This is a genomic window from Polynucleobacter sp. 31A-FELB, assembly GCF_018882405.1.
In the GTDB taxonomy this organism is placed as follows: domain Bacteria; phylum Pseudomonadota; class Gammaproteobacteria; order Burkholderiales; family Burkholderiaceae; genus Polynucleobacter.
Genome location: NZ_JACVOO010000014.1, coordinates 23,745 through 36,176 on the forward strand (window position 1 = coordinate 23,745; position 12,432 = coordinate 36,176).

Here is a 12,432-nt window from a genome sequence, read left to right on the forward strand (position 1 = left end):
TTCTCTTAATTAAACACGTGATACAAAATTGGAATAGCCACAGCACTAATAACGCCGTTCATGCCCATAGCGAGACTGGCATAAGTTCCCGCTTCAGGATGAATGCTAAATGCGCGTGAGGTGCCAATACCGTGGGCACCAATGCCAATCGCAAAACCACGCTGCCACCAAGCTTTCATTCCCAGTGCATTCAGAATAAAGGGCGCCAAAATAGCTCCCAAAATTCCGGTAGTAACAGCAAAGATAGCAGTCAAGGTTGGGGACACGCTAATACGCTCAGCAATACCCATGGCGATCGGTGCGGTGACTGATTTAGGATACATGGCTCCAGTAATGCTGGAGTCAGCCCCGAACAATTTAGCGATATTCACTGCGCTAATAATGGATACCAAGCCACCAGCAAGTAAAGACGCTAGCAAGGGAAGGGATCGACCCTTCAGGCTACTTAAGCCTCTATAGATAGGTATAGCCAAGGAGACCGTTGCTGAACCTAACAAGAAGTGAATAAATTGTGCACCCTCAAAGTAGGTAGAGTAGGGCATCTCAATAAGCTGAATCATGCTGGCCACCAAAATGATGGCAATCGCTACTGGGTTAGCCAAAGGATTTTGTTTGGTAGCTTTATAAATCGATAGGCCAATTTGATAGGCAGCCAATGTGATGAACAGTGCAAATAAAGGGCTACCCGAGAGATAAACCCAAATCTCCACAATCGAGTGCTTTTCACTCATGATTCAGTGCTTTCCGGTTTTGCACTCAGAAAGCGAACAACAATTGCCGTGGTAGCAATTGTCAAAATCACACTAGCAACTAAAGCACTCACAATAGCTAGGGCATTGGCTTTGAGTTGGGGTAAAAATAGCACCACGCCAACTGCTGCTGGTACGAATAAGAGTCCAAGGTACTGACTAAAGCCATCCGCCACCATGGCGAGCTCATGATTAATTCCCTTGCGCAGTACTAGCCAAATAATCAGCAGTACCAGACCAATAACAGGGCCAGGAAGGGTGGGTAGGGCGAATTTGGAGACAAGCTCACCCAAGCTTTGGAATAAAAGAATTTGAACAAGGCCGGAGATCATGGGCGGGGCCTCAGAAACTCAGATCAATCGGAGAAGACTACAGAGGTTGCACCGTTAATCAAAACACGATCATGCAGGTAATAGCGAAGGGCGCGTGATAGAACAGTACGCTCCAAATCACGGCCTTTACGAACTAAGTCTTCGGGTGTGTCGCCATGGGTAACGCGCGTGACATCTTGCTCAATGATCGGACCTTCATCCAAATCGCTGGTAACAAAGTGTGCTGTTGCGCCAATCAATTTAATACCGCGGGCATGAGCCTGGTGGTAAGGCTTAGCACCTTTAAAGCTTGGTAAGAATGAGTGGTGAACGTTAATGCAGCGTCCAGATAGCTTGGTGGATAAGTCATCAGACAGGATTTGCATATAACGCGCCAGGATCACCATATCTACTTTTGAATCGGCGACGATTTCTAGTAACTTGGCTTCTTGAGCAGGCTTCGTTTCTGGTGTTACTGGCAGGTGATAAAACGGAATATCTGCAAAATCAATGCTGGCATATACCTCACGCGGATGGTTAGAAACAATTCCACAAATGATCATTGGCAATTCACCGATGCGCCAGCGATAGAGCAAATCTACGAGACAGTGATCCAGCTTGGACGCCATGATTAGTACGCGCTTGAGATCTTTGACCGCACGCAAGTCCCAAGTGAGATCAAAGCGTTTGGCGATTTCTACAAAGCCAGCCCTCAGGGTTTTGCTATCAGCGCTACAACTAAAGCTCACACGCATAAAGAAGCGCTTGGAAGCTTTGTCATCAAATTGCTGAGCTTCTTCAATGTCGCCACCCAATTCAAAGATATAGGTCGAAACAGCAGCAACAATGCCTGGTCGATTGGGGCAGGTTAGTGTGAGGTAGTAATTTTCTGTAGTCATGGCTTCAATAGGAAAGGGGATTACTTAATAGGGGTAATTTTAGACTGCTTATTTAGAAGTGGGCAGGCTGTCTGCTGGCCCTGGATAAGGCTCGCTCATATCTTTGATTGTGGGAACGGGAATATCAGAGCAAATAGGCTTTGGCCCTAAGGCGTTCAGAAAATTGCAGTCTTGCTTGGTTGCTGTTGAGGCGGCGTGCTCTAGCGGGGACTTCCCGGTGGTGGCGGTGGAAATCGCGCTAGCCGTCGTTGAAGGGTTGGCTACCGCTACGGATACAGCTGCAGTACCAGCTGAGCTAGCTACGCTAGTAGCTGAGCTACCTAAGGCCATCAAGGGTGCTGCGCATCCAGTTAAATTCAGGAAGATACAAATACCCCCAAGGGAGGAGCTCCAATATAAGCAAAAAGCAGACCAGCCTGATGAGCTTAATCTGCTTAAAGGGGTGCTCAAATTGATATTTTTATTTACGTTTACAAACAACGTTAAATACTCCAGCCGCCCAAGATTCGCTTACAACAGGCTCAAATTCACTATTGGGAGTTTTGTTGTCTGAAACTACCTTGCCACTACCTTTGTTGCCAGCGAACTCTTTGTATTCAATTGGGCGGTAGCTAATGGCGGGACAGTTGTATTCATTGATGCCAATGATTGAGCTTACGGGCTGTTTTGTTTTTGGATTAACACCGGGCTTCTTAAAATCTAGCATCGACATGATTTGTGCTTTTTCACCTGAGTCGCTAATCGTATCTGGATCTACATAAACCACCATGACCTCATTAGATCCCAATTCTTTCCACTCTGCGAAGCTGCTGGAGAAGGGCAATAAGGAGAGTGCGGTAAAAATAGCGAGTGCGTGTATTTTTTTCATAATAGGTAGCGTTGTCATTAAATTGGTCAAGCCCAATCTGAGCCTACAGTTGTCATTCTAAACTCCCCAGCTTATTTTTCCTTAATATTCAGATCCAGTTGTCGGCCAATCTTTTGGGGTTTCATTTGCAAGGGGAGGTATTCATTGCGAGCCCAGAGTGCACTCATGTTTCGATATAGCTTGTTCTGTACCCAGCCAGATTGCCCGGTTTGATAAATAAAGAGGGATTGCTCTAAATCAGAGAGGTCATAAAGTGTCCGCAGGCTAGGAGCCTGTTTAGTTTCAAAAGGATTGTCGGCTCTGAGAAGTTCAAGGCGCCCCACGTTGATACTGAAGCTATCCCCAGGAAAAGGCTGCGTCAAATTGAAGAGGCTTCCAAGGAATGGCACCTTGCTTAAGGGGCGATGCTCAGAGACGGCAATATGCGCATTACCCCACACCCAATTTTTAGGATTGTTGCCAAACTGCACGCTCAGTTGCTCTAGTGCCTTATCAAACGCCGCATTTGAAGCTTCAGCACAACTCTCTGCTTGTTCGGTTTTGGGGTCGTTGCACCAAGGGCTATTGGGATTTTGCAATTGCAATATCAGCGGGTGTCTAAAGTTACGCGCACCATAATTTTCTGTAAACAAATAACCTAAACGCGCAAAGAGTTTGCGTGATAGTTGATCGGCCCAGGCATTGAATATCAGGGCGCCAGTGCTATTGATTTTCATATCACCGTCAAAGTTTCTGCTGAGCTCGATTGCTTGCTGCGCAAGAGGATGTTTTGATTGAGCGGACTTGAATAGTTCTAGTAATGGTGTGGCCCCTAAGGATAGGGTGTCAGCCTGCATGGATTTCATGGAGGCGAGGTCGTGTGCCGACTTGCCTTTAATTAGATCCACAATGCGGTCGTAGCGGGTTGGTAGATCCCAGTCGCCAGTGAGTGGATTTGGATCGTTGGCAGCCACGACTTTTTGGTTGGCAGTAGCAATCCAGTTGGTATCTGGGTTGGCGCTATTGGGCAATTGATCGAAAGGAACGTAGCCAGTCCAGTCGTATTGCTTCTCCCAGCCGAGTGCTGGCGCTACCCCATACAGCCCTTGATGCAAGTTGCGCTTAGGCGCAACACCAGCCGCCTGAAATGCAATATTGCCATCCACATCTGCCATCACAACGTTTTGCATTGGTGCATAGTTTTTGCGTAGCGCTTGCTTGAATGTATCTAAGTCTTTAGCGTGATTCATATCAAGCAGCCCGGCAACAGACTGGTTTTCAACATCCAACGCAGTCCAGCGTAATGCTAAGACAAAACGATCGGTATCAATCGCGCGTTTTGCGCGTGCGTAGGATTCAGAAATTACTGGACCATGTCGAGTCTCTTTAACTAAAAAGCGCAGGGGAGACTCACCTTTGATATCGATGATTTCTTGGCGAACTTTGAAGGCAAGCGGACCATCTGGCCCGCGATAGACGCCAGGATTTTTTGGATCCAGCTGCTCAATATATAAATCTTGTACGTCAGGACCGGTATTCGTAAAGCTCCAGGCAAATTTATCGGTCCTACCCAAAACCACTGCCGGAATGCCGGGAAGGGTTGCACCAATGACGTTGAGGCCCGGAGCCTCTAAGTGGGCCATGTACCAGATTGCTGGAGCCGATAAGCCTAGATGAGGGTCATTCGCCAATAAAGGCTTGCCAGAGGCTGTGAGCTTCCCGTTCAGCGCCCAATTATTGGAGCCAATCCCATCTTTGCCACCGGGTACTTCATTTAAGGCCAATTCAGTTGCAGGTAACTTCTTCGACTTTTGATCTCGGGCGAGTGGGTTTGTATTAAAGACCTTGATGTCTCGATACATTTTGGCAAAGTCAGCATTGCTCACCGGTTCACCTGGCGTATATGCCGGCATGACTTCCCATACTTCCTTGGTTGTTAAAAATTGCGAGAGCTCAAGGCGCTGCAATTCTTTATGCCAGTTGCCGCCAAGATCCAGGGCCATCATCAGCATCCATGCGACGCTATCGGTAGGCGACCAATGACCTGGTTTAGAGCCGGTTAAAAAGTATTCCACAGGTAGCGCCCAACCTAAGTGAGCATTGCCGGCATTCACTCCGTCCGCGTAGGATTGCAGCAATCGTTTGGTAGCAATAGGGTAGCGATCGAATTGTTTTTCAGCAGCATGCTTAATGCCTAGGGTGCGAATAAAGCGATCAATCGCTAGAGTTTCTTTACCAAGGATTTCAGAAAGTCGACCGCTAGATAGACGGCGATTAATTTCCATCTGCCAGGAACGCTCGCTGGCATGCAAATAGCCCAAAGCAAATAGCGCATCAGAAGAGCTCTTTGCCTGAATATGCGGAATGTCACTCTCATCAAAGGTGATGGCAACTGAATCCCCTAAGGATTTAATGGTGCGCTTACCCGAGGGATTGGTTTGGGCGGAGATTAAGTAGAAGACTCCAGCTGCGATGATCAATACCAAGGCCGCAGAACCAAGCAAAAAGACGGCTTTAAATAGGGATTTCAGTCCTGAGCTTGGCATCAATATTTTCATAGGAATAGTTTAGTGGGTTTGCCTGGGCCAGAGCCTAAGCTTGATGAAAACAGGCTTCCCGTCGCCAATAGGACTCGCATGCTAAAATTTTGCTTGTCTTGATTTATTTAGTACGGCTTTATTGCTCGTGCGAGCCCGAGTGGTGAAATCGGTAGACACAGCAGATTTAAAATCTGCCGACTCAAAAAAGTCGTGCCGGTTCGATTCCGGCCTCGGGCACCAATCGATTGATTTCAGGCATCCTTGAAATATCTCCACATTCTTTTCCTGCTTCTCTCTGCCGCCCCCAGTTTGGCTGCTGACTCACTATTTTTTACTTGCGAGCGTTCAGAAAAGAATTACACCGAAACCTACGAGTTAAAAGTCATTCCTGCCTCAAAAAATCAGAAGGCAAAAGTCTTTGTAGATGGTCGAGATTTGGATCAATCTGATGAGTTGGGTAGACAGACTGTTAAGAATGTCCTCATTACTGAATCGACTGTTCTGATTTCGATGGAGGCTAACTTTCCGCCAGAGAGTTTTGATGGTGTTCGGTATGGATCTGGTTCAGTTATGACTGCGATCACAATCAATCGCGCCACTGGTCAACTGAGAAAAGCAGAGACAATTAAAGGCGGAATTCTCTCTGCAACCCTTGGTGAGGGTACGAAGACTTACCAAGAGCAATGCGCTACTTCAAAACCCTAGTTAGGTTCAGTCACAAACCCTAGCTTTGTTAGGCCAGCACGACGGGATGCTGCTAATACTTGAGCAACATATTCGTACTTCACAGACTTGTCGGCGCGCAAATTGATTTCAGGTTGCGGCTCTTTCTGAGCAGCTTTTTCTGCGTAGCCATCAAACGTCTTTAAATCAATTGGCGTGCTATTCCAGAATATTTGCCCTTTAGCGTCAATTGAGAGTTGAACGGACTCTGGTTTGACTTCGTTGCGCACGCTATTGGCTTTTGGCAGCTCAACCTTTACCGCCTGCTGAATCACCGGCAAGGTGATGATAAAAATAATGAGCAGTACCAACATGACATCCACCATGGGAGTCATGTTGATCTCGGCCATGATGCCGTTATCGTCTTGATCGTTTTGTAGATTAAAAGACATCTTTATTCTCCGGACTTCACGCGGGCGCCAGTCACAAAGTAAGCAAGTAGGTCATTACCAAAGCGATTAAGATCGGCCACCAGTAATTTGTTAGCGCGATTAATCGCGTTAAATCCAAGTACTGCTGGAATCGCTACAGCCAAACCAAGCGCAGTCATGATGAGTGCTTCACCAATCGGACCGGCTACTTGGTCGATCTGAGCGCTACCGGAGCTGCTAATAGAAATTAATGCGTGATAGATGCCCCACACTGTGCCAAACAGGCCAATAAACGGGGCGGTTGCACCGGTAGAGCCCAGGAAGGTGAGTCCTTTTTGTAGTTGTGCGGCAACACCATCAATGCTGTTCTTGAGGCTTCTGGCCATCCACTCTGAATAGTTCAATGTTTGCAAGAGTTCGCGATGATTGGTCGATTGGCTCTGATGGTGGGCAGAGGCACCGCTCGCAGCCTTAGCAATTTGGTAATAAGGGTTACTTGCATGACTAGTGAATGCATTGAGACCTTGGTCGTAGGAGGTAGCGCGCCAAAATTGATCAAGCTCTGGAGCCAGTTTGCGTAAATTACGCAGATCCCAAAAGCGGGATAACAAAATCACCCAGGTCACAATCGAGCAAGTGAGAAGTGCTAGCGCCACAAAGCGAGTAATAGCATCGCCCTCGAGCCATAAATTTGCTAAGCCAAATGGTGTATTCATAATGTTTAATTCTTTAAATTAAATTTAATTAAAAGGTTGGTAGAAATTCTTTGGGGTGAACCATTTACTAAAAATGGTTTAAAGCGATAACGACGACCAATCTCAGTTGCTGCTCGATCTAACCTCGGAAATGAGCTTGAACGCAATAAAGCAACATCCTCAACACTGCCTGATTCATCAATAATCAATCGGACCACTACTTCACCTTGCTCCCCTGATCTCTTCGAGAAGGAGGGGTAGTAAGCATCTGCATCGGGTTGGTAGACAACAACCAGTTTACCAATGTCAGTCTGAATCGGTGTGCCGCTCGATCCAGAGGTAGTTGCTGGTGCAACTGTCGCATTTGGTGCTTGCGATTCACTTTTGGATTGCTGGGGTGTTGGCGGGGTAGCAGCCTGTTGCTGGGTTTGCGGTGGAGTAGGTGCCTGCGTGGATTTCTCATCCACCGTTTTTTTCTTCTGTTCTTGCTTAGGTTTTGGTGGAGGTGCAGCTGGAGCGGCTTGAGGCTGTTTCGCAGCCTCAGGACTCACGAGATTGGCCATCACGCGCGCGTCATCAAGATTGTTGTCATTGTCTGGCTTCATGCCACTCTGAAAGCCAATCAAAAAGAGTAAATGCAGAGCAACAACAATGCCAATGATGATGCGTTCGGTTTTATCGAACGGCAAGCGCGCATTCAATTGACTTAAGAAAACGCTCATTTGAAAGAGTTCACCAATTGAGACTCAATGTTGTGCCCATCTAGATCCGATTGCATGAGCTCTTGTGCCATTTGATGCAACATCTCCGCATCTTTACTACTGACAAATCGAATGGAGCCGCATGTATCAGCGTCTAAATGCTTACCTTGTGCCTCTAGTTTTCTTTTGAGTTGGCGCACCACCGCATCGCTGGTATCAATGAGGTTGATTGAATCCCCAAGTAATTTACGAATGGCTTTGCGCAAGAAGGGGTAGTGCGTGCAACCCAAGACTAGGGTGTCTGCGCCCGCATCCTGAATAGGCTCGAGATGCTCCGCAAGTAACTCCAGAGTGTCTTCGCCATTAGCCTGTCCCGCTTCAATCAGGGGAACTAGACCGGCGCCAGCTTGTTTAATAAATTGACAGTTGGGGAGGGTAGCTAATAGGGCAGTGAATTTATCGCTCTTGAGTGTGGCCTCGGTTGCGAGTACGCCGACGATGCCATTCGTAGATTGCATTGCTGCGGGTTTAATACCCGGCTCTACGCCAATGATTGGAATATTGTTGAGCTCATCCCGAATATGCGCAATGGCTTCGGCAGTAGCCGTGTTGCAGGCAACCATAATCGCATCGCATCCTTGCGCTGCTAGGTATTGACACAACTCCATACTGCGCGAAGCGATCCACTCACTGGACTTTTCTCCATAGGGAGCATTGATGGAGTCAGCTAAATAAATATAGTCATGCTCGGGTAGCTGGCGCAGAGCCTCATCCAAAATGGATAAGCCTCCAACGCCAGAATCAAATACTCCGATGAGTGCCAAGTAACAGTCGCTTAATGAACGGTAGCTGATTTAATAATTAATCAGTAGCTTAAGCAATCTTCACTGGAATGCCGCCAATCTTTGCTTGCCATTCCTTTGGACCGGTCTCATGCATTGAAATACCTGCAGAGCTGACCGCTACTGTTACTGGCATATCTTTGACATCGAATTCATAAATGGCTTCCATGCCTAGGTCAGCAAAGCCAACTACCTTCGCAGTCTGAATTGCTTTAGAGACTAAGTACGCAGCGCCACCAACAGCCATGAGGTAAGCGGACTTGTGTTTCTTGATTGCTTCAATTGCGGTAGGGCCACGCTCGGCCTTACCAATCATGGAGATCAAGCCAGTTTGAGCTAGCATCATCTCAGTGAACTTGTCCATACGAGTTGAAGTTGTTGGACCTGCTGGGCCAACTGCTTCACCGCCCACTGGATCAACTGGACCAACGTAATAGATCACGCGGTTCTTAAAGCTCACCGGCAATTCTTCACCCTTAGCGAGCATGTCCTGAATGCGCTTATGGGCAGCATCACGACCTGTCAAAATTTTGCCGTTGAGAAGTAGTGTTTCGCCTTCTTTCCAGCCTGCCACTTCTTCAGCGGTCAATGTATCTAAATTGACGCGCTTCGACTTCTTGGTATCCGGAGTCCAAGTCACATCTGGCCAATCAGACAATGAAGGCGCCTCTAATTTGGCAGGGCCGTCGCCATGTAAATGGAAATGAACGTGACGCGTAGCGGCGCAGTTTGGAATCATGGCAACTGGCAATGAAGCTGCGTGTGTTGGGTAGTCCATGATCTTGATATCAAGAACAGTAGCCAAGCCACCCAAACCTTGAGCGCCAATACCAAGCTTGTTCACCTTATCAAAAATCTCCAAACGCAATTCTTCAATGCGATTTTGGGGGCCGCGAGCAATCAACTCCTGAATATCTACAGGGCCCATTAAGGACTCTTTGGCCATCAACATGGCTTTTTCTGGGGTTCCGCCAATACCAATGCCCAAAATGCCAGGAGGACACCAGCCTGCACCCATGGTTGGAACAGTTTTGAGTACCCAATCCACGATGGAGTCGGATGGGTTGAGCATGACCATCTTGGCTTTGTTCTCGGAGCCGCCACCTTTGGCAGCACAAATGACCTCGACATCGTCGCCTGGGACGATTTCGTAATGAACGACGGCGGGGGTGTTGTCCCCTGAATTCTTGCGTTTACCCGCTGGATCAGTCAAAACTGAGGCGCGTAATGGGTTGTCTGGGTTCATGTAAGCCCGGCGCACACCCTCGTTCACCATCTCGGTGACGCTCATTGTGGCATCGCCCCATTGGACGTTCATACCAATTTTGAGGAAAACAACTGCAATACCAGTGTCCTGGCAGAGAGGGCGGTGGCCTTCTGCGCACATACGACTATTGGTCAAGATTTGAGCGATCGCATCCTTGGCTGCGGCACCTTGCTCAAGCTCATAAGCCTTACCCATGGCGGAGATGAAGTCCTTTGGGTGGTAATAAGAAATGAACTGAAATGCGTCTGCAACGCTTTGAATAAGGTCGTTTTGTTTGATATTTGTCATGGTTTTAGGCTTGATTGAGTAAGGTTTCTTCTATTTTAAGGGTTTGCCATAGAGCAAATCTAGCGTGTTTTCACTTATCTTATTAGCTCTTGGGGATGCGTTTCCCTAACTCTGCGCTGTTTTTGCGGAAAAAGACGACTGATTATTGAATAGAAGGGCTGTGAAGCATGGAACCATTGATGCAAGAAAACCGCGTATTTAACCCACCAGCAGACTTTGTTAAATCTGCCGCCATTCCTGGAATGGAAGCTTACAACAAGCTTTGTGCTGAAGCTAATAGTGATTATGACGGTTTCTGGGGTCGTCTTGCAAAAGAAAACATTTTCTGGAAAAAGCCGTTCACTAAAGTTCTTGATGAATCCAAAGCGCCTTTCTATAAATGGTTTGAAGATGGCACAACGAATGCGTCATACAACTGTTTAGATCGCCAGGTTGAAAATGGCCTTGGCAATAAGACCGCCATCATCTTTGAAGCTGATGACGGCACTGTTACTAAAGTTACCTATAAAGAAATGCTTGAGCGCGTTTGCAAAATGGCAAACGCACTGCGCAAGATGGGCGTCAAGTCTGGTGACAGCGTCATCATTTACATGGCAATGACTATCGAAGGTATTGTTGCCATGCAAGCGTGTGCTCGTATTGGTGCAATTCACTCTGTTGTGTTTGGCGGCTTCTCTGCCCAAGCATTGCGTGATCGGATTATGGACGTTGGTGCAGTAGCAGTGATTACTGCTGATGGCCAGTTCCGTGGCGGCAAAGCATTGCCATTGAAGGCAATTTGTGACGAAGCCCTTTCTACAGGCGAATGTCCTAAGGTTAAACATGTGATCGTGAGCAAGCGTACTGGCACTGATGTTCCTATGCAGGCAGGTCGCGATGTATGGATGCAAGAAATCGTTGCTAATGAAGCGACTACTTGTGAGCCAGAGTGGGTAAGCGCTGAGCACCCATTATTTATTCTTTACACATCAGGTTCTACTGGTAAGCCAAAAGGCGTTCAGCATTCCACTGGTGGTTACTTATTGTGGGCGATTCTCACAATGAAGTGGACCTTTGACATTAAGCCAAATGATGTCTTCTGGTGTACTGCTGACATCGGTTGGGTAACAGGTCACTCTTACATTACTTACGGCCCACTCGCAGTTGGCGCTACTGAGATCGTGTTTGAAGGTGTTCCAACTTATCCAAATGCTGGTCGTTTCTGGGACATGATCCAGAAACACAAGGCAACGATTTTCTATACAGCTCCAACAGCGATTCGTTCATTGATCAAAGCATCTAGCAATGATCAAGCGGTGCATCCAAAGAGCTATGACTTGTCTTCATTGCGCCTCTTAGGTTCTGTAGGTGAGCCTATTAATCCAGAAGCGTGGATGTGGTACTACGAGAATGTGGGTGGCTCACGTTGCCCAATCGCAGATACCTTCTGGCAAACCGAAACTGGTGGTCATATGATTTCACCATTGCCGGGTGCAACACCAATGATTCCAGGTTCATGCACATTGCCATTGCCAGGTATTCAGGCGGCGATTGTGGATGAGGCTGGTGTAGACGTTCCAAATGGTCAAGGTGGTATCTTGGTTGTGAAACGTCCATGGCCTTCAATGATTCGTACGATTTGGAATGATCCGGATCGTTTCGTGAAGTCTTATTTCCCAGAAGAGTTGGGTGGCAACTTGTATCTTGCAGGTGACGGCGCGATCCGCAATAAAGATACCGGTTACTTCACTATCACTGGTCGTATCGATGACGTATTGAACGTTTCCGGTCACCGTATGGGAACAATGGAGATTGAGTCTTGCTTAGTTGCAAATCCATTAGTTGCAGAGGCTGCAGTTGTAGGTCGTCCAGACGAGCTGACTGGTGAGGCAATTTGCGTGTTCGTAGTTCTCAAAGGTGGTCGCCCAACAGGTGACGAGGCTAAGAAGATTGCGACCGAGTTGCGTAACTGGGTTGGTAAAGAGATTGGTCCAATCGCTAAGCCGAAGGATGTTCGCTTTGGTGATAACTTACCTAAGACCCGTTCTGGCAAGATCATGCGTCGCTTGCTGCGCGTGATTGCGAAAGGTGAAGAGGTTACCCAAGACACTTCAACCCTCGAAAATCCTGCCATTTTGGAGCAGCTCAAAGAGTCCGTATAAGTTGTTCATCACGCTTTTAGAGGCAACCCTTCCGGCAAACGTATAATCAATGGCTGTA

The 12,432-nt window shown here is 47.5% G+C and carries 13 protein-coding genes and 1 tRNA gene; 3 read left to right on the forward strand and 11 right to left on the reverse strand.

Annotated elements, in window-relative coordinates; translation table 11 throughout:
• Positions 1 to 5: 5 nt before the first annotated feature.
• From ICN30_RS08830 to ICN30_RS08855, 6 genes are all read right to left on the reverse strand, one after another.
• Positions 6 to 731 (reverse strand): LrgB family protein, encoded by a 726-nt coding sequence (locus tag ICN30_RS08830; protein WP_216274940.1) that lies wholly within the window; start codon positions 729 to 731, stop codon positions 6 to 8.
• On the reverse strand, positions 728 to 1,081 hold the full coding sequence (locus ICN30_RS08835) for a CidA/LrgA family protein (RefSeq protein ID WP_216274941.1): 354 nt from the start codon (positions 1,079 to 1,081) through the stop codon (positions 728 to 730). The genes ICN30_RS08830 and ICN30_RS08835 overlap by 4 nt, the downstream gene beginning before the upstream one ends.
• Before the next feature lie 23 nt (positions 1,082 to 1,104).
• Positions 1,105 to 1,959: a formyltetrahydrofolate deformylase gene (gene purU, locus ICN30_RS08840; RefSeq protein WP_216229266.1), complete on the reverse strand. Its 855-nt coding sequence runs from the start codon at positions 1,957 to 1,959 to the stop codon at positions 1,105 to 1,107.
• 48 nt (positions 1,960 to 2,007) lie between these two features.
• Positions 2,008 to 2,409 (reverse strand): hypothetical protein, encoded by a 402-nt coding sequence (locus ICN30_RS08845; protein ID WP_216274943.1) that lies wholly within the window; start codon positions 2,407 to 2,409, stop codon positions 2,008 to 2,010.
• Between the two features lie 10 nt (positions 2,410 to 2,419).
• On the reverse strand, positions 2,420 to 2,827 hold the full coding sequence (locus ICN30_RS08850) for a surface-adhesin E family protein (RefSeq protein ID WP_216274944.1): 408 nt from the start codon (positions 2,825 to 2,827) through the stop codon (positions 2,420 to 2,422).
• A gap of 71 nt (positions 2,828 to 2,898) precedes the next feature.
• On the reverse strand, positions 2,899 to 5,364 hold the full coding sequence (locus tag ICN30_RS08855; RefSeq protein ID WP_216274945.1) for a penicillin acylase family protein: 2,466 nt from the start codon (positions 5,362 to 5,364) through the stop codon (positions 2,899 to 2,901).
• A gap of 133 nt (positions 5,365 to 5,497) precedes the next feature.
• Between ICN30_RS08855 and ICN30_RS08860 the strand changes: the two genes are divergently transcribed.
• Positions 5,498 to 5,586: transfer RNA gene (locus ICN30_RS08860), tRNA-Leu, on the forward strand.
• Between the two features lie 21 nt (positions 5,587 to 5,607).
• Positions 5,608 to 6,051 (forward strand): hypothetical protein, encoded by a 444-nt coding sequence (locus tag ICN30_RS08865; protein WP_255533189.1) that lies wholly within the window; start codon positions 5,608 to 5,610, stop codon positions 6,049 to 6,051.
• Here ICN30_RS08865 and ICN30_RS08870 read toward each other — a convergent pair.
• Genes ICN30_RS08870 through ICN30_RS08890 form a run of 5 tightly spaced genes read right to left on the reverse strand, consistent with a single transcriptional unit; the run spans position 6,048 to position 10,233 of the window.
• Positions 6,048 to 6,461 carry a biopolymer transporter ExbD gene (locus ICN30_RS08870; protein ID WP_216274946.1) on the reverse strand — a complete coding sequence of 138 codons (414 nt, stop codon included), beginning with the start codon at positions 6,459 to 6,461 and terminating at the stop codon, positions 6,048 to 6,050. The genes ICN30_RS08865 and ICN30_RS08870 overlap by 4 nt on opposite strands.
• Positions 6,462 to 6,463: 2 nt before the next feature.
• Positions 6,464 to 7,156: a MotA/TolQ/ExbB proton channel family protein gene (locus ICN30_RS08875; RefSeq protein ID WP_216274947.1), complete on the reverse strand. Its 693-nt coding sequence runs from the start codon at positions 7,154 to 7,156 to the stop codon at positions 6,464 to 6,466.
• A 5-nt stretch (positions 7,157 to 7,161) separates the two neighbouring features.
• Positions 7,162 to 7,857, reverse strand: a complete 696-nt coding sequence (locus tag ICN30_RS08880) for an energy transducer TonB (protein WP_216274948.1) — start codon at positions 7,855 to 7,857, stop codon at positions 7,162 to 7,164.
• The gene (gene murI / locus ICN30_RS08885; protein ID WP_216274949.1) at positions 7,854 to 8,660 is read right to left on the reverse strand and encodes a glutamate racemase; all 807 of its coding nucleotides are present in this window, start codon (positions 8,658 to 8,660) and stop codon (positions 7,854 to 7,856) included. Before murI ends, ICN30_RS08880 begins: the two co-directional genes overlap by 4 nt.
• A 49-nt stretch (positions 8,661 to 8,709) precedes the next feature.
• On the reverse strand, positions 8,710 to 10,233 hold the full coding sequence (locus ICN30_RS08890; protein WP_216229274.1) for a fumarate hydratase: 1,524 nt from the start codon (positions 10,231 to 10,233) through the stop codon (positions 8,710 to 8,712).
• A 167-nt stretch (positions 10,234 to 10,400) separates the two neighbouring features.
• Between ICN30_RS08890 and acs the strand changes: the two genes are divergently transcribed.
• A complete protein-coding gene (acs, locus tag ICN30_RS08895; protein WP_216274950.1) occupies positions 10,401 to 12,374 on the forward strand; it encodes an acetate--CoA ligase in 1,974 nt (657 codons plus the stop codon).
• The last annotated feature ends 58 nt before the right edge of the window (positions 12,375 to 12,432 follow it).